We start from the raw sequence: 21,256 nt of genomic DNA, 5'->3' as shown, positions 1-21,256 counted from the left end.
TATCAATAAATAGACAGATTATTTAATCGCTGGGTTGAATAATTGAAGGATTCTGATTTTTGCGTAAGCCTTGAAGCAAAAAGAATGAGTCCTTTTTTTGTTAGAAGGAGATTTGGGTATGGAGCAAACACAGCAAAACCATTTTACTGCGTTGTTTTATAAAAATGTTCTGTTAGGAATTTTAAGTATGGCGGCGCAATCAATTTTTATTTTGGCGGACACATTTTTCATTGCAAATGGGATCGGCACCGAGGCGTTGGCGGGGCTTAACATTGTCTTACCACTTGTTAATATTATTAATGGATTAGGTTGGATGTTTGGGGTTGGCGGCGCTACGTTGTTTTCGACCACGGTTGCGCAAAAAGAAATCAAAAAAGCTAATCAGTATTTTAGTTTAACGATTGGGTTAGTTTTCGTTATAGGGAGTCTCTTTACTTTAGCGAGCTTGATTTTTTCCGATCAAATTATTCGGGGACTTCAGGGGACCGGTGTCTTGTTTGGTTTGGCAAAGGAATATTATATGATTTACCTTAGCTGTTCATTATTATTTATTTTAAACAATTGCCTGATTACTTTTTTAAGAAATGACCATAATCCTCGTTTGGCAACGATTGCTTTTGTCAGTGGGGGAATTGTTAATATTATTTTGGACTATGTCTTTATTTATCAATTTGGGTGGGGCATGGCAGGTGCGGCCATTGCAACGGTGATGTCACCGTTAACAAGCTTAATCCTGATTACGTTGCATAAGTGGTCGCCGCAACGAGTTTTACGTTTTGAAAAGTTTAAAGTGAAATTTCAGGATGTTCGAGAAATTATGTCGATTGGTTTTTCTTCCTTTTTAAATGAATTTTCTTCGGCCTTTGTCATGTTTTTATTTAATATTGTTTTGTTAAACTTAGTTGGTCATGTGGCGATTTCAGCTTATGCGATTGTTGCCAACCTCAATATTATTGTGATTGCCATTTTTACAGGGATTGGGCAAGGGGCGCAACCATTACTCAGCCGATACTATGGTTTAGGGGAAACGAAGGTGTTGCGTAAATTTGTTAAACTTAGCTTTATTACGTACTTGGTCGCCGGCTTCCTGTTCTTTTTAATCAGTCAAGTGTTTACGGGACAAATTATTGAGGTCTTTAATAGCGAAGGGAACGACCAGTTGGCGCAAATTGCTAGGACAGCCATCCGCTTATATGCGATTTCCTTCTTGTTTACAGGATTGAATTTTATGGGGATTTATTACTTTGCGGCAGTTCGTAAACCGAAAATGGCGCTAATGATTTCCTCTTTGCGTGGGTTCTTTTTAATTGTGCCAGTTTTATTTATTTTGGTGAAATTACTAGGATTAACCGGTGTTTGGTTAGCCATGCCAGTAGTTGAATTTGTTACGTTTGGACTAATGCTTGTGGGCTACTTTGCGTATCGAAACTATTTGAAAAAAAGAGAAGCAGTAACCTGATGTTGGTTACTGCTTCTTTTTTGCTTAGTTTACATAGTTTTCAGTTAAAGTCATGAATTGTTCCACATCTTTTAGGACTTGATCAATGCCGGCTTGCCAGAAATCAGGTTTTGTTAAGTCAACATTTAAATGTTTTTTCGCTAATTCTTCGCTTGTCATCGAAGCAGTGTCTCTTAATAACGCAATGTATTGGTCTTCAAACGAGCTGCCTTGTTGATTGGCATACGCATAGATACCCATGCTGAATAGATAGCCAAAAGTATATGGGAAATTATAGAAAGGCACATCATCAATAAAGAAGTGCAATTTGCTCGCCCAGAAATGAGGATGATAACTGCCAAGACTATCTTTGTAGCTTTCTTTTTGCGCCGCTAACATTAATTCAGTAATATCTTCTTCCGCTACTAAACCTTTTTGGCGCGCTTGATAAAAATTATTTTCAAAGATAAAACGCGCATGAATGTTCATAAACATGGCAATGGCATTTTGCATTTTTGTGTCTAAAAGGTTAATCTTTTCAACATCTGATTTGGCCTCTTTTAAGGTGGCGTCAGCAACAATCAATTCTGCAAAGGTACTAGCTGTTTCTGCTACGTTCATGGCATACTCTCGATTCAATGAAGGTAAATCCCACATCACGCTACTATGGAAAGCGTGACCTAATTCATGGGCTAAAGTAGCTACTTCGTTGATTGAATTGCCAAAGGTCATGAAAATCCGCGACTCTTGTGTTTCAGGTAATTCTGTACAATACCCCCCAGGACGTTTGCCTGGACGATCTTCAGCTTCAATCCAACTTTTTTCAAAAGCCATTTGGGCAAAATCGGCCATTTTCGGACTGAATTTACGGAAATTTTCTAAAATAAAGGCAGCGGCTTGATCAAAGGAATACGTTTTTTCTTCTAAATCACCTAAAATAATTGGCGCATCTTGGTCTTGCCAATCCATTTTTTCTTTACCGAATAATTGCGCTTTGCGCGTTAGAAAGTCGACGAATGGTTGTTTATTTTTTTGGATGGTTTCCCACATAACCGTTAATGTTTCTTGACTCATTCGATTATAGTTTAAGGGATTTTCTAAATAATCTGTAGTGCCATGCAATTTGTAATCAGATAAACGGAACCCATCTAAGTGATTTAGGGTGTCTGCTAAAATTGAAGCTTTGCCACTCCAAGCTTTCTCCCAGGCTGTAAACAAACGTTGACGAACCTCTTTGTCAGGATCTCCCATCATGCGGTTAAAGGCTTGGCCTGCAGATAGTTCTGTCACAGAGCCATCTTTTTCTTCAAAAGGAATCACAATGGAAGCAACAATCGTATCGTAATGTGTACTCCAAGCATTTAATCCATCTAGAGAAAGCGTATTGATGATATTTTCTTCTTGTTCGGAAAGCAGTTTTTTTCCATCACGGCGTAATTCATTTAAGCGAAAAGCCATTGTTTTGAACGGTTCTTCGGCTAACAGGGCTTGCCAATGTTCTGCTGAAATCTCGGTGATTTTTTTAGTAAAAATGGTTTCAGCTAATTGAATCGCTGGCAATAGATTGTATAAATCGCCTGATAAAATTTTGGCCTTGGTATCATTAGTATTAGCAGAAATTAAAGCAGTTAAAAAACTATTACATTGTGAAAAGCCATTTGAGATTTTCCCTTGTAACGTTAAGATTTCAGCAAATTGTTCTTTGCCTTGGGCACTTTCTGGTGTCCATTCTGTGATTAATTGATGGTACTCTTTTGTCTGTTCGGTTAATTGAGTCATTCGTTGGCTAAGTTCTTTGGACTCGCTCCCATTGGGGAAAATACTGTCTAAATCCCATGTAATAGAATAGGTCATATCCAATCCTTCTTTCATTTTTTTCTTTTCAGTATATCATAAGACCTAAGAGAAGTTGTTTCTTTTTCCCTCGAAACCGACTATAATAAAAAAGAATTTTCCGTGGCAGGCACGGGGCAACTTGAAACCAAGAAAAGAGGATTATATGAAAAATTATTTGAAAGATAGTAATTTATATTTAGTCATTGCGTTTGTAATTATGGCCATTTTATTTTTCAGTTCATCACAGACGTATGAACAGCAATCACAAGTTGGTCTTTTAGATAAACTTCTGAGCAGTCATCCTTTTGAAGAACAATTAAAAAACATTTCTTTTCAATATGCTGGCAGTGAAGTGAGCATTCAAGCTAGTGGTTATAGTAAATTTGTTGAATTTTTTATTCGTAAGGGAGCCCATTTTGGTACGTATTTTCTATTAGGTGGTAGTTGGTTTATTGGATTAGTGCCAAGAATCAAAGGTCTGTTTTTAACAGCTGTTGTTTCCTGGCTAGCTGCTACTGGCTATGCAGGTTTAGATGAATTTCATCAAATGATCACAGGCGGAAGGACCCCTCTTTTTCAAGATGTTATGTTGGATTCCATGGGTGCTTTGACAGCCATCGTTATTTGTTTGGTGGTTCATGGTTTGAAGAAAAATAAAAAAAGAAGACGCTAATTTAGAAGAGCTTCGTTTATTCGTCAGAAAGGTAGATAAGCGAGGGTCTTTTTTTGGTAGCGCTTGTTCCTAACTGAAAAGAAGAGTAGAATAAAGGAGAATAGTAACGAAAAGTCAGGAGGAATCAAGGATGTCAGGACACAGCAAATGGAGCAACATTCAAGGGCGTAAAAATGCGCAAGATGCCAAACGTGGGAAAATTTTCCAAAAAGTTTCAAGGGAAATCTATATGGCGGCAAAAGCAGGTGGCCCTGACCCCGCAATGAATCCTGCTTTACGTTTAGCAGTCGATAAAGCTAAGTCAGCCAATATGCCCAATGATAATATTGCGCGCGCCATAAAAAAAGCCAGTAGTGCTGGTGAAGGGGAACATTATGACGAGGTAACTTATGAAGGATACGGGCCAGGTGGCGTGGCAGTTTTAGTTCATGCACTAACAGATAACCGCAACCGAACGGCCACCAATGTTCGCGTCGCGTTTACTCGAAATGGTGGCTCTTTAGGTGAAACGGGTTCGGTGAATTATATGTTTGATCGTAAAGGCTATATTGTCATTAAGCGAGAAGATCATGCAATTGAGGAAGACGACATGCTAGAAGTCGTTTTGGAAGCAGGCGGCGAGGATTTAGAAACATCACCAGAAGTATTTGAAATTTACACAGCACCAGAAGATTTTACAGCGGTTCGCGATGCTTTAGAACAAGCAGGTTATTCATTAGCACAAGCTGAATTAACAATGGTTCCGCAAACCTTACTAACCTTGAACGATGAACAAAAAGCGCAATTAGAGCGCTTGGTTGACAAGTTAGAAGACGATGATGATGTGTCAGAAGTATTTACCTCTGCAGAAAATCTATAAAATAAAGGGATGCTTGGCATCCTTTTATTCATAAAATGAAAGCGGATACAGAATGGAGGGCATTTTGAAAAAGAGAATTTGTTTACAAGCAATCAGGGAAGAAGCGGAAGCCTATTATCGTAACGGTGATTTTTATTGCTCGGAAGCGATTGTGGCGACCATTCGGCAACACTTCGATGCGGAGATTCCCATTGAAGCTGTGGCCATGGCTTCTGGGTTTCCTGTAGGTGTTGGAGGAGCGAAGTGTATTTGTGGTGCTCTTTCAGGCGGGGTTATGTGTCTGGGCTACTTTTTTGGTCGGACAGAAGCCAAAGGAGAACAAGTAAATAAAACGATGGCTTTAGCCAACGAATTGCATCAAAGTTTTCGACAAAAGCATCGAGTGGTTTGCTGCAGTATTTTGACAAGTAAAATGACGATGGGTTCACCTGAGCATATGGAACAATGCATTGGCTTTACTGGAGAAATCGCTGAAACAACCGCAAAAATTATTGCACGAGAACTTGCTTACGAATTAGTCTAGTAAAAAATGAGAGAGGAGCAACCAGATTCAGGTGAATGAATCTGGTTGCTCCTCTCTCATTTAATGCGTAATCAATTAACCAAGTACTTTTTCATAAGCTTCCACTTGAGATAAGACACGTTGGAGCTGTAATTCATTTTCAATATAGTTGATTGAATTACCTAAATCTTCTTGGCGGTTTGTTTCTAAACGATCGACTTCTTTTTTTGCTTCGTTCAATAAGTGTAGAACTTCTTCCTTAGATAACATGTACTCACCTCCTTGCGCAGTTCATCTACTATTAGTGTACTCCTTTTTTTCAAAAAAGGGCAATAATAGGATATTAAAAAACAAAAATAGCGGTCCTAACCGCTATTTTTGTTTACTCATGGCGTTGTTGTGCTAAAATCGCTTCGATTCGTTCTCTTTGATCTGCCAAAAAGTGAGGCAAATAAAGGGGGATTTCATCAAAGTTTGAGCTTTGATTTTCATAGGCTTCGGCATCTAGCAGGCCTTTTTGTGTGGCTACTTCAAATAACAAGTGGTTCGGTTCTCTAAAATACAATGATTTGAAAAATTCGCGGTCTTTAATTCCTGAGTTTGTAAAATTCTTTTCCTCTAACAGGCTATCAACTTGCGTTAATTCTTGCGTATCTTCCACCCCAAAGGCGACGTGATGAACGCCACCAATTCCTTCAATGGCAAGCGGATTGGTACGATCATCAATGATGTGCACCTCTTGATAAAACTGTGGATGATGATTTTCCAGAACGGTTACTTCATGCGCAGTTTCAAAAAAAGGTACTGTTTCTTTTTCATGCCAATGTAAATAATCCACTAAAGGTTGTTTGGTAGCTGCGGCATATTGGACGCGTAATTGAATTGCATCAATGCCTAAAATTGCATGTTCTACTGGAATTTCAGCATGCTCAGCTGGAAAATAATCTTCCGCATTTTCAAATTCACGTAACGGAACAAGCGCCATTTGCGTATTATCGGGCGCTTCAAAACGCAAAATTGGGTGTTGGTTAAATGTTTCCACACCATAGTGGCAGATACCCGCTTGCTCAAGACGTTCTGCCCAAAAATCCAAAGAGGCGCGCGTTGGTACTTTTAAAATAGTTCGTTCAATTGTATTTGTCCCAAATGATTGATCTTGGCCATCATTCAATTCAAAAAAAGTTAATTCGGTACCTGTTCGTTGCTCATTATCTGAGAAAAATAAGTGATACATGGTGTGGTCATCTTGGTTGATCGTTTTCATTAGTAATTTTAATCCCAGTGTATTATGATAGAAGTCAAATGTAGGCTTTATCAATCGATTTAAAATAGAGATGTGATGAATTTGTGCATACATAGTAAAATTCCTTTCTTGGAGGTTTATTAAATGAAACAATTTTTTCAAAAAGGGTCGAAACCTAATCAATTAGTTGTCGCTTTCCATGGTACTGGTGGCAATGAATATCAATTATTAACCACCATCGCAACCCTTTATCCAGAAGCGAGTGTTCTAAGTTACTTAGGAACAGAAGGTGTAGGCGAACAGCGACGCTTTTTTGCGCCATTAGTCAATGGAGCATTACCTCGTGCTAACTTTGATGAGCGAGTGACGGCGTTTCTAGAAGAAGTTTGGCAACCGCAAAAGTTATACGATGAAGTTATTTTTATAGGGTACTCTAACGGTGCCAATTTTATTTTAGGCCTGTTAGAAAAGAACCCGACTATTGCTAACACTGTTATTTTACTGCATCCAAGCAATTTAGGCTATCAATATGTATCTGGTGAGTTTGCGACAAAAGTGATTGTCACAACAGGGGCTCAGGATGAGTTGAGTATTCCGGGACAAGTTCTTTCTTTAGCTAATCAATTAAAGAAACATTTTCCAGTCGACTTTTTACTAGTGGATGGCGGTCATGGGTTATCGGAAGAAGAAGTAACGAAAATAAAAGAAGTTCTTTAAAAAACAAGCTGCAACCTTTGTTGATAAGTGGTTGCAGCTTGTTTTTTTCATGTGTGTTTAAATGATTTAGTTCTTTTTATTAATGAAAGCTTCCGCAAGGGCAAAGTCTCCTGCGTAAGGTTCATCTACGCCGTTTACTTTTTGATAAAGGTCGGCGCCTTTACCAGCTAAGACAATCGCATCATCAGCCGTTGTGCTTAAAGATAATGCGTGAGCAATTGCTTCGCCACGATCTAAAATGGTGTAAACAGGCATTTCTTTGGTAATATGGGCTTGAATTTCTTGGCAAATTTTTGCTGGATCTTCACTGGCTGGGTCATCGGTTGTTAGGACTGCAACATCAGCCAATTCAGAAAGAACCCTACCAAAGTCTTTGCGGCGAGAAATCGCTTTGTCTCCCGTGCTACCGACAAGAACAATTAAGCGGCCGTCAGGATGTTCTTCACGGACAAAGGTTAAAAGATTCTTCAAACTGTCATAGTTATGAGCGTAATCAACATAGACGGTTGCACCGTTGGTATTCGTTAAAGATTCCATCCGGCCAGGGACGGTGGTTGCTGCGATCCCTTGTTGGCACTCTTCTTTTGAAGCTCCCACAAGGACACTAGCAATCGCCGCACTTAACGCATTACCTTTGTTAAAATCACCACCTAAACGAAGGTGATAAGAGCCAGCCAATCCTAACGCATCTGCAGGACTTTCAACGATAAAACGTAAGGAATCCTCTGAAGAAACAGCGAATGAATAGTCAACTTCTGGAGCCGGCTGACTGCCATAGACAATGGCTGGGACTTTTTGCTGTTGTGCAGTTTCTTTAAGTAATGGAAAATAATCAGCTTCGTGATTCAACACAATGACTTTAGAATGTGTAATCAATTGACGTTTGCAATAAAAGTAATCGTCAAAGGTTGGATGTTCAATTGGACTGATATGGTCGGGGGTAATGTTTAAAAAAATGCCGACATCAAAAAATAGCTTGTAGACACGATTAGTTTTGTAGGCTTGGGAAGAAACTTCCATAATAAAATGAGTCATCCCGTTAGCAACAGCGGTTGCCATCATTCGATACAAGTCCAAAGATTCGGGTGTAGTCAAGGCAGATTTAAAGAATGTTTTGCCATCTAATGTCGAATTCATGGTAGAAAGCAAGGCTGTTTTTTGTTGTGTAGCAACATCTAAAATATATTTGGTGAAATAAGCCGCTGTTGTTTTACCTTTGGTTCCAGTAAAGCCAATCAGTTTTAATTTATTTTGTGGATAATCATAAAAAGCCATGCTTAACACAGCCATTGCTTTTTTAATGTCAGTCACGATAATTCCTAGTTGTGCAGGAACCTCATAAGGCACCTCAGAAACATAGATTTCTAGGCCGTCTTTTACAGCATTTTCTAAATAGATTTCTTTAAAGTTTAATCCTTTACAAAAAAAGAGTGTTTCTGCTGTTACGTCTCTCGAATCGTAAGAAAGAGCCGTTACTTCTCGTTGACCTAACGTGTCGGAAAGAGTCAAGTGCCAGCCTTCTGGTGAAATAAATTCTTTTAATAAATCTTCTTTTTCTAAGCAATCGCGAATTGCGAATAATGAAATCGTCACTTTTTTTGCCTCCAAACGTTTCAACGAAATTTCAAAACTGATGTCATTATAGCATTATTTTTCTTTTAAAAAAACCATCTCGTTAGCGTGAGAAAATCCATGAGAAATGTTAAAATAGGATAATTCTTCGAGAAAGTCGTTGCATATCCCAAGATGAACAATTAAAATAAAGAAAGCATACTCAAAGAATATTGGAGGACAAAATGATCAATCAACCAAATTCAGTTGATCAACCAATCCTGACGAACCAAGAAAAAATGGTCAAAGGCTCAGCTTGGATGACAGCTAGTAATATTATCTCCCGCATGTTAGGGGCGATTTACATCATCCCCTGGTACGCTTGGATGGGCGAGCACGGAAACGAAGCGAACAGTTTGTTTTCAATGGGGTATACGATTTATGCCTTATTCCTAATGATCTCTACCGCCGGAATTCCAGGTGCGATTGCCAAGCAGACCTCGCATTATAATTCATTGAACGAATATAAAATTAGTCGACAGCTTTTTTATCGTGCCTTACAACTAATGGGTGGCTTAGGTGTGGTTTTTGCTATTGTGATGTATTTGGCATCTCCGGCATTAGCAGCTTTGTCTGGCGGAGGTCCTGAATTAGTTCCAACGATGCGTTCATTAAGTTTAGCCGTTTTAGTTTTCCCAAGCATGAGTGTCATTCGCGGTTATTTCCAAGGAAATCAAGAAATGATGCCCTTTGCTTTATCACAAATTGTTGAACAAGTAGCACGAGTTTTTTACATGTTATTAACTGCTTTTATTATCATGAAAGTCTTTGAAGGTAATTACGTTACAGCGGTGACCCAAGCCACTTTTGCGGCATTTATTGGGATGCTCGCAAGTTTTGCGGTTTTAGGTTATTACATGTACAAACAAAAACCATTATTTGATTATTTAGAAGAACACAGCGCCAATGAACATGAAATTGCTCCAAAAGAGTTATTGATTGAAACTTTTAAAGAGGCGATTCCTTTTATCGTAGTTGGCTCAGGGGTGACGGTCTTTAAACTTGTCGATCAGTTTACTTTCTCAAACTTTATGCGTTTGTTTACGGATTATTCAGATACCCAATTACGAGAGCTTTTCGGTATTTTTAATGCCAATCCGGACAAATTAACCATGATTGTCGTGGCTTTAGCAACTTCGATTTCGGCTACTGGATTACCGTTGATTACAGAAGCGGTCACCTTAAAAAATCACCGTGAGTTAGCGCGTTTGATTAGTAATAATTTACAACTTTTTGTGTTTGTAATGTTGCCAGCAACGTTCGGTATGATTGTTTTAGCGCAACCACTATACACTGTTTTTTACATGCCAGATGCTTTAGGTACTTCTTTATTAGTGCAAGCTTGTTACGCTAGTTTATTCTTGGGCTTGTATATGTTAGTGTCAAATATGTTGATGGGGATGTATGAAAATCGTGACGCAATGCGTTATTTAGGAATTGGTTTAGCAGTGAAATTAATCGTGCAATTCCCCGCAATCCGTTTATTTGAAGTTTACGGTCCGTTATTAGCAACGATGATTGGCTTTACGGTTTCTTGCGTATTGATTCTAAGAAGAATTCGTCAAGTGACACGTTTTAATTACAAATTAACCTTACGGCGAACATTGTTAATGTTCTGTATTACAGTCGTCATGATGATTATCGCTTTGATTTTCCGTCAGTTCCTGTATCTATTTTTAGATCCAACTAGACGTTTCCAAGCCTTCATTATCGTTGTAATTGTGGCTGCTGCAGGAGGCGCTTTTTATGGCTATTCGGTCTTGAAGATTCGCTTAGCTGATCGTTTATTAGGGAAAAATGCCGCAAAATTACGTGCAAAATTCAATATTAAATAATAGCTGATTGAACTCCTTTCAGCAGATTCTCTTAAGAGACAAGGCTTGAGACATCGATCGATTCGATTTATGTCCCAAGCTATTTTTTTAAAGGAAAGAGGAATGACGATGCGTTTAGATAAATTTTTAGCCGATGTTGGTATCGGTAGTCGTAAAGAAATCAAACAATTGTTAAAGAAAAAAGTCGTTACGGTGAATGGTGACGTCGTAAAAGAAGCCAAAACACAAGTAAATGAAGAAACAGATCAAATTGCCTTGATGGGAGAAATTCTTACGTATCAAAAATTCTTTTATTACATGTTGCATAAACCACAAGGTGTCATTTCTGCGACGGAAGATCAGCGAGATGAAACGGTAATTGACTTGTTAACTGATCAGGATTACCGTGCCGACTTGTTCCCAGTTGGTCGCTTGGATAAAGATACCGAAGGCTTGCTTCTATTAACAAATGATGGCCAGTTAGCGCATCAATTATTATCCCCCAAAAAGCATGTGGATAAAGAATATTTAGCTGAAGTTGAGGGACTTGTGACAGCGGAAGATTGTCAACTGTTTGCGCAAGGGTTTGCCTTGAAAGATGGAGAAATGGTTAAACCAAGTCGTTTAGTCATTGAGACGATCAATGAGGAAGAAGGGACTTCCGTAGTCCGTTTAGTGATTCAAGAGGGAAAATTCCATCAAGTCAAACGGATGTTAGCCACTGTAGGCAAACCTGTGACGTATTTAAAACGATTACGAATGGGCGAACTATGGTTGGATGAAACGTTAGAACTAGGGGAATATCGGCCCTTAACAGAAGCCGAATTGCAACAACTACAACCTAAACAATCATACCTCAATTAAAATAAACAAAAACCCAGCCCTTTCTGCGGAAAAGATAAAAATTTTCTCGAAAAATAGTGTCGGGTTTCTTTCTTTTTCTGCATAAAATGGTATGATTGACTATGTAGAACTTTATGAATAGGAGTGACAACAAATGACAATTGATTGGACAAAAGAAGTCGAAGCACGTAAAGACGACTTATTAGAAGATTTACAAAACTTATTACGGATCAACAGTGAACGTGATGATGCACAAGCAACACCTGAAGCGCCCTTTGGACCTGGACCAGTTGCTGGCTTAAAACACATGTTAGCGTATGGTGAACGTGATGGCTTTACGGTGAAAAATGTCGACAATTACGCTGGACACATTGAATATGGTGAAGGCGACGAAACGTTAGGGATTTTTGGTCATATGGACGTTGTTCCTGCTGGTGATGGTTGGGAAACAGATCCTTATGAACCAGTCATTAAAGATGGCAAAATTTATGCACGTGGTGCAAGCGATGATAAAGGTCCAAGTATGGCTGCTTATTACGCAATGAAAATTATCAAAGAATTAGGCTTACCCGTGTCTAAAAAAATCCGTTTCGTAGTAGGAAGTGACGAAGAAAGCGGCTGGGGCGATATGGATTACTATTTCCAACATGAAGAAGCGCCAGACTTTGGTTTCTCACCAGATGCTGAGTTCCCAATTATTAATGGGGAAAAAGGAAATGTGACGATTCGTTTAACTTTCCGAGGCGGTAACGGTGCTGATTATAAATTAGAAAGCTTCAAATCTGGCTTACGTGAAAACATGGTTCCGGGAACAGCAGATGCTGTTGTAACGGCTGCTTCAGCAGACGAAGCGGCTTCACTAGCTGCTAGCTTTGAAACATTCATCAAACAAGAAGCAAAAATTTCAGGTAACGCAGAACTTTCAGATAAAACAGTGACTTTCCATGTAGTTGGTAAAGGTGCTCACGGTGCTAGCCCACAATCTGGAATTAACGCAGCGACTTTCTTGGCAACTTTCTTAAATGATTACAGCTTTGCAGAAGGCGCATACAGCTTTATTAATACCATTGCTGAATTTATCCATGAAGATTTTTATGGCGAAAAATTAGGTGTGGCTTTTGAAGACGAAAAAATGGGTAAATTGACAATGAACGCTGGGATTGTTAACTTTGATCCAGAAAATCCTGAAAATAGCTTAGTAACATTAAACTTCCGCTATCCAAAAGGAACTTCAGCAGAAGAATTACAAGCAAAAGTTCAAGCAACAGTCGGTGAAACGGTCACTGCAACACAAGGAGATCGCAACCAAGAACCGCATTATGTACCAGTTGATGATCCATTGGTGGCAACGTTACTACAAGTTTACGAAGACCATACAGGCGAAAAAGGCCAAGAACAAATCATTGGTGGCGGTACTTATGGCCGCTTATTAAAACGTGGTGTTGCCTATGGCGCAATGTTCCCTGGCTACACAGACACAATGCACCAAGCCAACGAATTTATGGAATTAGATGACTTATTCCGAGCAGCTGCTATTTATGCAGATGCGATTTATCGTTTAGCGAAGTAAAGTAAAAAAGCTGTTTTCGATTTTCGAAAACAGCTTTTTTTGCAATTTTTGCCTTTTAAAAACCCAAAATCAGAACCGTCAATTTACTGAAAATTTCTTGCAAATCAAAGGATCCCACGATACGATAAATAGGAGAAAAGGCAATGAGTGAAACACTTATTGTTAACTATTTAATCAAAGGACGTGTGAAGATGAACGTAGAAGAACTAGTTCAAAAAGCAAAAGATTTAATTGGAGAAGGCAACGTGGAACATGCGCAACAATTCATTGAAGAACATAAAGATGAATTAGGCGAACACTATCATAAAATTACAGCGATGTTAGCTGATACAACGACCGATGGTTTGTTTGATAAAATTAAAGGATTGTTTCAATAGTTGGAAAAAATCTGAGATAAAAGTGGAGGCTGAGACAAAATTGTTTAGCTCCAAGAACCAAGTAGGTACGATGATTTCATCTGTTCATGCTTCACAGTGAAACATTGCAACTCTCGCCGTTTAACAGTTTTTGAGCGTGGAGCAAAAATCCAAAGTGATTTTTGTCCCACGCTCTTCTTTTTTTATTTAACTTTTAACCATTGTTTTGGCAACACATATGCAATTGGATTAAAAAGATAATCCGCTCCCCGTTTCACCACAGGCATATTCGTAATAGCTAAAATGAAGAGGGCTAAGAAGAAAAGTGCCAGGATTCGGAAAGTAAACCATTCTTTAAAGAGTGTGTCTAATTGCAAACCACTTTCCAACAGAATAATTAAGGGCATATGCAAGAGATAAGGGTAGAGGGTATCTTTTCCGAGGGCGCTTAAAGGTAACTTTCGTTTCGGCAATAATGCAAACCAAGAAAGAGACACCAATGCTGCAGCAACGTAAAAGAACAGCTGAATGAAACTACTATATTCAAAGGCCGGACTAATTTCAGCGTAGGAAGCCCAACCAGTTAAGAAACCCCAAAATTTCGTTGCCAATGACCATTGACTATTTACAAATAAAAAGGAGCTTAAAATTACGCCTATCGCTGCCCATTTGACTTTGCGATGATCTAAAAAGGTTTGCAGCTTTTGAATATCCATTAAGTAGCCACAATAAAAGAAAGGGAAGAAGCCCAGAGTCCGTCCTAAAGACAAGAAACCTTCCACAGGCAAATAGCCTGAGGCGCAGCCGATAACAATGATGATTGGCAACATGATTTTCGGCTGAACGCGCTGAAGAAAGATGGTAATTAAGTAGAAACTTGCTAAGGAAAGTAAGTACCAAGGAACGCCCGTTTCGTTCAGTAAATCAAAATTCATTTTATTTGCAAAGGCGAAATTAGCAAGCGTAATCAACAACTTCGCTAAGAGATAAAGCCAAACAAAGGAAAGTAAACGGAGATATTTACGTTGTTTAATGGCATGTTTACTAAAGAGTCCAGAGACAAAAATAAAGGCTGGCATATGGAATGAATAGATCCAAAAGTTGATTGTTTCCATGAGTCGTGAAGGAGAAGCTTCACGATCTAAAATATGCCCAAAAATCACTAAGAAAATTAAAAAAAGTTTCACGTTGTCCCATTTATAAATTCGCTTGTCGTTTTCCATAACGATCACTCCTTTTAGTAGAAAACAGTTCACTTTTGTTTAAGGCAGAAGAGGACAATTTTTCCATTCATTGAGTAGATAATTGTAGATACGAACCGGCAGCCGTTAAATGAGCCCCCACATACTTGCGCTTAAAACAAAAAATTAGGCAGGATGTTAGTCTTAAATTATACTGAAAGAGTGACGATCCTCCAAAGATTTTGTTTATTAAGAAGTGAAAGATGCGGTGAAAATAAATGATAAAATTTCAAAATGTTTCAAAAGTATATCAAGAAAATGCCGTTTTGTCCGATGTGAATTTAACAATCCAACAAGGCGAATTTTTTGTATTAGTAGGGCCGAGTGGTAGTGGAAAAACGACGACTTTGAAAATGATTAATCGGCTCATTGAGCCAACGACAGGTGAAGTGGCTCTCAATGAGCAAGCGGTAACCAACTACCCTTTACGTGAATTACGACTAAAAATTGGCTATGTTCTTCAGCAAATTGCCTTATTTCCTAACTTAACCGTGGCGGAAAATATTGAGTTGATTCCTGAAATGAAAAAATGGCCCAAAGAGCAACGCAGAGAGCGAACCATTGAACTATTGAAAAAAGTTCAGCTGGATCCTGAGGAATATCTGCATCGTAAGCCAGCAGCGCTTTCAGGAGGCGAGCAACAACGTATCGGGATTTTACGCGCCATTGCAGCCGAACCAGAAGTGATTTTAATGGATGAACCTTTTAGCGCGCTAGATCCGATTTCAAGACATCATCTTCAACGTTTGGTGAAAGAACTTCATCAGGAATTAGCGAGTACCATTGTTTTTGTGACCCATGATATGAATGAAGCTTTACTGTTAGGAGAGCGCATCTGTATTATGGACGCTGGCAAAATTATTCAAGTCGATACGCCAGAAGCCATTCAAAAACATCCGAAAAATAATTTTGTCGGTCAATTTTTCAAACAATCTTCGCCAGAACTAGCGAACTATTGTGGCGCTGACTTGACTGCATTTTTAGAAGCCGCAGATGAGACGATTGAGCCAGTGCCAACTGTTTTCATGGAAACCAATTTAAAAGAGATTGTCCAACTCATTAATGCGCAAGAGAAAGCAAATTTAGTAGAAAAACAACAAGTTTTAGGGTGTATCACCTCAAAAACGATTACTCGTTTTATGGAACAACTGTTAGAAAGCGAGGGACAGTAGATGCAAGCACTGATTGAAACTTTTTTCGCTCGAAAAGAAGAATATCTGCAAGCGTTAATCGAGCATATGCAATTGTCCTTTATTTCGTTATTATTCGCTGCGTTGATTGCAATTCCTTTAGCCATTTATTTAACGAGTCATAGTAAGTTAGCGGAAAGTCTGTTACAAGTGACTGGGATTTTCCAAACCATCCCTTCTTTAGCCTTGCTAGGCTTACTGATTCCGTTAATTGGTATTGGTCGACCACCGGCAATTGTTGCGCTAGTGATTTATGCCTTATTCCCAATTTTACAAAACACCTATACTGGTTTGACGGAAATTGATCCTTCGTTAGAAGAAGCCGCAGAAGCATTTGGGATGAGTAAAAAAGAAAAACTGTTTAAGTTTGAGTTACAAATGGCATTACCATTTATTATTTCTGGGATTCGAACGGCTACCGTTTTAATTATTGGTACGGCCACGTTGGCGGCGTTAATTGGAGCAGGCGGTTTAGGGACCTTCATTTTATTAGGAATTGATCGAAATAATTTATCGTTGATTTTTATTGGAGCTCTTTCATCAGCTGCACTAGCAGTCTTATTTAATTATGGAATTCATTGGTTGGAAAAAGCGAATGGACGGCGACTAATCATTGGCGGTACTATTTTAGGCCTTTTGTTAGGTGGTTCATTTTTCTGGAATCAACAAACTTCTTCAAAGGAAAAACAGCTAACAATTGCTGGCAAATTAGGAGCGGAACCAGATATTATTATTAATATGTATAAAGCCTTAATTGAAGAAAATAGCGACATTCAGGTGACGTTAAAGCCAAACTTTGGCAAGACTACTTTTTTATATAATGCCTTGAAATCAGATGAAATCGATCTTTATCCGGAATTTACAGGAACAGTGATCGAAACCTTTTTAAAAAATCCTCCTCAGCTAGACAATCAACCTCAAGTAGTCTATGAAGCGGCACGCGCTGGCTTGAAAAAACAAGAAAACCTTACTTTGTTGAAACCGATGCGCTATGAAAATACGTATGCCGTCGCAGTTAAACGCTCATTTGCAAAAGCGCATCAATTAAAAACGATTAGTGATTTACAGAAAATTAGCAATCAGTTGAAAGCAGGTTTTACGTTAGAATTTATTGATCGGCAAGATGGTTATAAGGGATTACAAGAAAAATATCATTTAAATCTGAATGTCCAATCGATGGAACCAGCATTACGCTACCAGGCGATTAATAATGGTGAGGTAAATGTGATTGATGCCTATTCAACGGATAGTGAATTGAGACAATACGATTTAGTAACGTTAGAAGATGATCAAGCGCTATTTCCGCCTTATCAAGGAGCACCACTTATTAAAACAGCAACGTTGGAAAAATATCCAGAATTAGCAGAAATATTGAATGAATTGGCAGGAAAAATTAGCGAAGAAGAAATGAGTGAAATGAATTATCAAGTCAATGTGGAAGGGCAAGATCCTAGCATAGTGGCGAAAGACTATTTAAAAGAAAAGAATCTTCTTAAATAAGTATTTTTTACTGAAAAAGACTGGTATATAAACATTTATCCAGTCTTTTTCAGATAAATAAAGAGTTTAATGTGAAAAGTACCTGTATTTTTACTCATTTTTGGATATAATAAAAGAAATGAATGGAGAGGAGTGGTCTATATGAAAAAAGCAGAACGTCAACGTTTGATTAAACAATTAATTATGCAACAAGAAATTGAAACACAAGATGAATTAATCACTCGTTTGGAAGAACTTGGCGTCCGAGCCACTCAAGCGACTGTTTCAAGAGATATCCGTGAAATGAGTATTGTTAAAACACATGGTGCAGATGGTCGTGTCAAATATGCAATTTTTTCTCAAGCACAAGGCACAAGCAGTGAAGAGAAATTACGAGAATCAGTAAAAGATTCAGTTGTTCGAATGGAGCGAGTACAATTTATTGTCATCTTGCATACAGAGATGGGAAATGCCGATGTGGTGAGTAACTTTTTAGATGAAGTAGCTTATCCAGAAGTGGCTGGTACAGTGGCTGGTGCGGATACAATTATTGTGATTACACGTTCAGAAGAGGATGCGGAACACTTTATCGAACGCATCGAAAATATGATTTTTTAAAATTGAAAGCATCAATAGAAGGGAGTTTTTTTCTTGGTAGAATTGAAAGCGCTACAAAATGGTTCGGATATTCGGGGAATTGCTTTGGATACGGAAGAGCAAACTGCAACATTAACCGCAACAGCAGTAGCCGAGATTGCGGTGGGCGTGGTTCGTTGGTTACAGGATAAAAAACAACTGCCACGAAAGGCACAACAGCGCCTGACAATTGCAATCGGACATGATAGTCGTCTAACGGCGGAGCCGATTAAGCAAGCATTAGTAGATACGTTTCTTTCATTAGGTATTCAGGTGATTGACGTTGGTTTAGCTACGACGCCTGCTATGTTTATGGCTACTCAATTTCCAACGTTTCAATGTGATGCAGCGATTATGATTACAGCTAGCCATTTGCCTTACTACTTTAATGGCTTGAAGTTCTTCACAGCAGAAGGTGGAGCAGAGAAAGAAGATATTCGGTATATTTTATCTCATACTGATCCGCTGACAGCCAATGAAAATGGCACACTGATGAAGCAAGAGTTACTGCCAATTTATGCGGAGCATTTGGTGGCAAAAATCCGCCAAGGAATTCATTCGCCAGAAGAGAAACCTTTACAGGGCTTTCGAATTATCGTTGATGCGGGTAATGGGGCTGGGGGCTTCTTTGCGGAGCAGGTTCTTCAAGTTTTGGGCGCTGATACGACGGGATCACAGTTTTTAGAACCAGATGGGCATTTTCCTAATCATGTACCTAATCCAGATAATTCTGAAGCAATGAAAAGTATTCAAACAGCTGTTTTAGCTAATCAGGCAGATTTGGGCATTATTTTTGATACAGATGTAGATCGTTCGGCTGTGGTGGACCAATCAGGTGAGGTACTAAACCGAAATAATTTAATTGCTGTTTTAGCGGCAATCGTTTTAAAAGAAGCGCCTGGTAGTTATATTGTGACAAATTCGCCAACCTCAAGTCATTTAAAAACATTTATTGAAGAAAAAGGCGGCCAACAGATTCGTTATATTTCTGGTTACCGAAATGTCATTAATAAAATGATTGAATTGAATCATGGGGGCTTTCAGACACCGTTAGCCATTGAAACCAGTGGTCATGCAGCGTTTCAAGAAAACTACAATCTGGATGATGGTGCATATGTCGTGGCAAAAATTTTAATGTTGTTACCAGAATTGAAACAAAACAATCAAACGTTAGGTGATCTGATTGCTACATTGAAGCAACCGGCAGAAACCAACGAATTTCGCTTCAAAATTACTGCGGAGGATGTTACTTGTTATGGGCAACAAGTCTTGCGAGACTTTGAATTGTTTGTAGAAAATCAAGCAGACTTTGCTGTGGACCGTGAAAACCAAGAAGGTGTTCGGGGAAACGTGTCTGGTCAATATGGCAGTGGGTGGTTTTTGCTACGCTTAAGTCTGCATGAACCGTTGCTTGTTCTTCAGGTAGAGAATGACCAAAGCGATAAAAATGCGTGTGTCATCGAAAAAATTGCCACTTTTTTACAAAAATACGAGGAAATAGATAGTCAGCAAATAGAAAATAATTTAGGAAATTAAAGGTGTTCTTATGGAAAATGTCTTAAAAGGAAAACACATTGGCTTTTCTCATTTTAGAGAAGAATATATCGAACATATTGCAAAACAGCAATGGGATAATGAATTGCTTCGGCATTTGAGCTGGGATGCTTTACATCCGTGGGGGCTTGAAGAATGGAAAGATTTCACGATTAATAAAGGAGAAGATGATCGATTTCTATTTGCTATTTTAGAAAATACGACAGAGAAATTTATTGGTTGGGTCTCGTTGTCTGATGTACAGTTGAAAAATAGAGGGGCCAATTTAGGGATTGCTATTTTACAAAAAGAGCAACGTGGTCAAGGATATGGCTTTGAGGCGGTGTCTTTAATTTGTAAATTTGCTTTTTATGAATTGGGTTTGCACAAAATCAGATTAGCTGTCAATAGTAACAATCAAAAAGCGATTCATGTTTATGAAAAAGTAGGCTTCAAAAAAGAAGGAATTGATAGAGAAGCGTTATTTCAAGATGGCCAATGGCTGGATATCTACAATTACGGAATTTTACAAAAAGAGTGGCTACAAATGATTAAGGCTGAGAGTTAGCTCAGGAACTGTTTAACACCAAGACACTGAGCAAACGCAGATATGCCGTTCTCAGCAGTGAATGTGCGGTAAAATAAAAAAGCAGAAGAAATCGGCGGTTACCGTCCGATTTCTTCTGTTTTTTTACCATAGGCCAGGCGCTGCAGTCACAACGATTTGTTTTTTTGTAAACGGATGGAGTAAATGAAGTTGTGAAGCATGGAGCATTAAACGAGCTGCCTGCGATTTTGGGTTGTATAACGGATCACCAATAATTGGATGCCCTTCGCTAGCTAAATGGACCCGAATTTGGTGCGTCCGACCTGTTTCTAAAACACAGGTAACTGCGGTTTGATTGTTAGAAAGAGTTTGGACCACTTGGACATGTGTAATCGCTGAATCCCCTTTTTGAGGATCAATCCGTCGTTTCCGGCGATCATGCCGATCACGACCAATCGGCTGATTGATTGTCTGTTCTTTTTGGTTAAAGTGACCAGCCACAATCGCTTGATATTGGCGGTAAATTTGTTTTGTTTCTAATAAACGCCCTAAAATAGGTAAGACAAAAGGATTTTTAGCAAAGACAATCGCACCACTGGTTTCTTTATCTAATCGATGAACGACATAAGGGACCTGATTTTTCTCAGCTAAATAGGCAGCAACATGATTTAACAAGGTGTCCGTTTCCTGTGGCTGATTTGGATGGGTTTTAATGCCATAAGGTTTATTTACAATCATTAAATGTTCGTCTTCATATAAAACCTTCACACGCGTTGCTTCCCCCAAATGAACAGTGGGACGCACATAATCGGTTTCTTCAAACGTTAAGGTGACACAATCGCCAGCTTGGACTGGAAAATGAAAAGCAGCTGTTTCTCCGTTGATTTTGACATTTTTTCGCGTGCGTAAAAAATGGCGCACTTTTCGAGGGACTAGCCACTCATTTTCTAATAGTTCTTTTACAGTCATTGTTGAAAAATTTTCAGGTAATCTCATTGAATATTCCACCAAATCCCACCTTTCACTGATTCGCTATTTAGTGTAACAAAGCTGCTCAAAAGGTCAAGTCAGAACGGAAAAAAAGCTGAAATTTGTTAGAAAGGCAGTTCCTTGAGAGATTCTTAAACAAATTTACATAAAAAACGAAGAAAAGCATGATAGAATAGAG

At 38.7% G+C, this 21,256-nt stretch carries 20 protein-coding genes; 14 read left to right on the top strand and 6 right to left on the bottom strand.

The window, feature by feature from the left end:
* Positions 1-118: 118 nt before the first annotated feature.
* Positions 119-1,459, top strand: coding sequence for an MATE family efflux transporter (locus AB3I34_RS06555; RefSeq protein ID WP_085444154.1), 1,341 nt, complete (start codon positions 119-121; stop codon positions 1,457-1,459).
* A 24-nt stretch (positions 1,460-1,483) separates the two neighbouring features.
* Here AB3I34_RS06555 and AB3I34_RS06550 read toward each other — a convergent pair whose 3' ends face one another.
* Complete coding sequence (locus tag AB3I34_RS06550) at positions 1,484-3,310, bottom strand: M3 family oligoendopeptidase (protein ID WP_002399760.1); 1,827 nt, start codon at positions 3,308-3,310, stop codon at positions 1,484-1,486.
* A gap of 127 nt (positions 3,311-3,437) precedes the next feature.
* Between AB3I34_RS06550 and AB3I34_RS06545 the strand changes: the two genes are divergently transcribed.
* The 3 genes from AB3I34_RS06545 (at position 3,438) to AB3I34_RS06535 (ending at position 5,329) form a co-directional block, all read left to right on the top strand.
* Positions 3,438-3,947: a VanZ family protein gene (locus AB3I34_RS06545; protein WP_002363134.1), complete on the top strand. Its 510-nt coding sequence runs from the start codon at positions 3,438-3,440 to the stop codon at positions 3,945-3,947.
* Between the two features lie 130 nt (positions 3,948-4,077).
* On the top strand, positions 4,078-4,806 hold the full coding sequence (locus tag AB3I34_RS06540; protein ID WP_002361233.1) for a YebC/PmpR family DNA-binding transcriptional regulator: 729 nt from the start codon (positions 4,078-4,080) through the stop codon (positions 4,804-4,806).
* Positions 4,807-4,858: 52 nt separating this feature from the next.
* Positions 4,859-5,329 carry a C-GCAxxG-C-C family protein gene (locus tag AB3I34_RS06535; RefSeq protein ID WP_002384891.1) on the top strand — a complete coding sequence of 157 codons (471 nt, stop codon included), beginning with the start codon at positions 4,859-4,861 and terminating at the stop codon, positions 5,327-5,329.
* A gap of 75 nt (positions 5,330-5,404) precedes the next feature.
* Here AB3I34_RS06535 and AB3I34_RS06530 read toward each other — a convergent pair whose 3' ends face one another.
* Both AB3I34_RS06530 and AB3I34_RS06525 read right to left on the bottom strand, forming a co-directional pair.
* Positions 5,405-5,578 carry a hypothetical protein gene (locus tag AB3I34_RS06530; RefSeq protein ID WP_002355495.1) on the bottom strand — a complete coding sequence of 58 codons (174 nt, stop codon included), beginning with the start codon at positions 5,576-5,578 and terminating at the stop codon, positions 5,405-5,407.
* A 112-nt stretch (positions 5,579-5,690) separates the two neighbouring features.
* A complete protein-coding gene (locus AB3I34_RS06525; protein ID WP_002361234.1) occupies positions 5,691-6,665 on the bottom strand; it encodes a ring-cleaving dioxygenase in 975 nt (324 codons plus the stop codon).
* A gap of 30 nt (positions 6,666-6,695) precedes the next feature.
* Between AB3I34_RS06525 and AB3I34_RS06520 the strand changes: the two genes are divergently transcribed.
* On the top strand, positions 6,696-7,268 hold the full coding sequence (locus AB3I34_RS06520) for an alpha/beta hydrolase (protein ID WP_002358653.1): 573 nt from the start codon (positions 6,696-6,698) through the stop codon (positions 7,266-7,268).
* 66 nt (positions 7,269-7,334) lie between these two features.
* Here the strand turns inward: AB3I34_RS06520 and AB3I34_RS06515 are convergent, their stop codons facing one another.
* Complete coding sequence (locus AB3I34_RS06515) at positions 7,335-8,861, bottom strand: UDP-N-acetylmuramoyl-L-alanyl-D-glutamate--L-lysine ligase (RefSeq protein ID WP_002378005.1); 1,527 nt, start codon at positions 8,859-8,861, stop codon at positions 7,335-7,337.
* Between the two features lie 203 nt (positions 8,862-9,064).
* Here AB3I34_RS06515 and AB3I34_RS06510 point away from each other — a divergent pair, with 203 nt between their 5' ends.
* From AB3I34_RS06510 to AB3I34_RS06495, 4 genes are all read left to right on the top strand, one after another.
* Positions 9,065-10,714: a polysaccharide biosynthesis protein gene (locus tag AB3I34_RS06510; protein ID WP_085444153.1), complete on the top strand. Its 1,650-nt coding sequence runs from the start codon at positions 9,065-9,067 to the stop codon at positions 10,712-10,714.
* A 108-nt stretch (positions 10,715-10,822) separates the two neighbouring features.
* Entirely contained in the window at positions 10,823-11,557 is a 735-nt protein-coding gene (locus tag AB3I34_RS06505; protein ID WP_002355501.1) for a pseudouridine synthase, read from the top strand.
* 133 nt (positions 11,558-11,690) lie between these two features.
* Positions 11,691-13,106: a dipeptidase PepV gene (gene pepV, locus AB3I34_RS06500; RefSeq protein WP_002358655.1), complete on the top strand. Its 1,416-nt coding sequence runs from the start codon at positions 11,691-11,693 to the stop codon at positions 13,104-13,106.
* Positions 13,107-13,249: 143 nt separating this feature from the next.
* Complete coding sequence (locus AB3I34_RS06495) at positions 13,250-13,483, top strand: hypothetical protein (protein WP_002355504.1); 234 nt, start codon at positions 13,250-13,252, stop codon at positions 13,481-13,483.
* A gap of 182 nt (positions 13,484-13,665) precedes the next feature.
* Here AB3I34_RS06495 and AB3I34_RS06490 read toward each other — a convergent pair whose 3' ends face one another.
* Complete coding sequence (locus tag AB3I34_RS06490) at positions 13,666-14,685, bottom strand: acyltransferase family protein (RefSeq protein ID WP_002355505.1); 1,020 nt, start codon at positions 14,683-14,685, stop codon at positions 13,666-13,668.
* Positions 14,686-14,921: 236 nt separating this feature from the next.
* On the opposite strand from AB3I34_RS06490, the gene AB3I34_RS06485 reads away from it, so the two are divergent.
* From AB3I34_RS06485 to AB3I34_RS06465, 5 genes are all read left to right on the top strand, one after another.
* Positions 14,922-15,875 (top strand): ABC transporter ATP-binding protein, encoded by a 954-nt coding sequence (locus AB3I34_RS06485; RefSeq protein ID WP_002363150.1) that lies wholly within the window; start codon positions 14,922-14,924, stop codon positions 15,873-15,875.
* Positions 15,876-17,393, top strand: a complete 1,518-nt coding sequence (locus AB3I34_RS06480) for an ABC transporter permease/substrate-binding protein (RefSeq protein ID WP_002363151.1) — start codon at positions 15,876-15,878, stop codon at positions 17,391-17,393.
* A 141-nt stretch (positions 17,394-17,534) separates the two neighbouring features.
* Positions 17,535-17,990, top strand: coding sequence for an arginine repressor (argR, locus tag AB3I34_RS06475; RefSeq protein WP_002355509.1), 456 nt, complete (start codon positions 17,535-17,537; stop codon positions 17,988-17,990).
* A 33-nt stretch (positions 17,991-18,023) separates the two neighbouring features.
* Positions 18,024-19,544, top strand: coding sequence for a phosphoglucomutase/phosphomannomutase (locus tag AB3I34_RS06470; protein WP_010820658.1), 1,521 nt, complete (start codon positions 18,024-18,026; stop codon positions 19,542-19,544).
* A 10-nt stretch (positions 19,545-19,554) separates the two neighbouring features.
* Positions 19,555-20,109, top strand: coding sequence for a GNAT family N-acetyltransferase (locus AB3I34_RS06465; protein ID WP_002361240.1), 555 nt, complete (start codon positions 19,555-19,557; stop codon positions 20,107-20,109).
* A gap of 123 nt (positions 20,110-20,232) precedes the next feature.
* Here the strand turns inward: AB3I34_RS06465 and AB3I34_RS06460 are convergent, their stop codons facing one another.
* Entirely contained in the window at positions 20,233-21,096 is an 864-nt protein-coding gene (locus tag AB3I34_RS06460) for an RluA family pseudouridine synthase (protein ID WP_002361241.1), read from the bottom strand.
* Between the last annotated feature and the right edge of the window lie 160 nt (positions 21,097-21,256).

The organism is Enterococcus sp. C102(2024) (assembly GCF_040888205.1).
Lineage (GTDB): Bacteria > Bacillota > Bacilli > Lactobacillales > Enterococcaceae > Enterococcus > Enterococcus faecalis.
The sequence above is the reverse complement of the archived record's forward strand: the minus strand, read 5'-3'. Positions and strand labels throughout refer to the sequence as shown.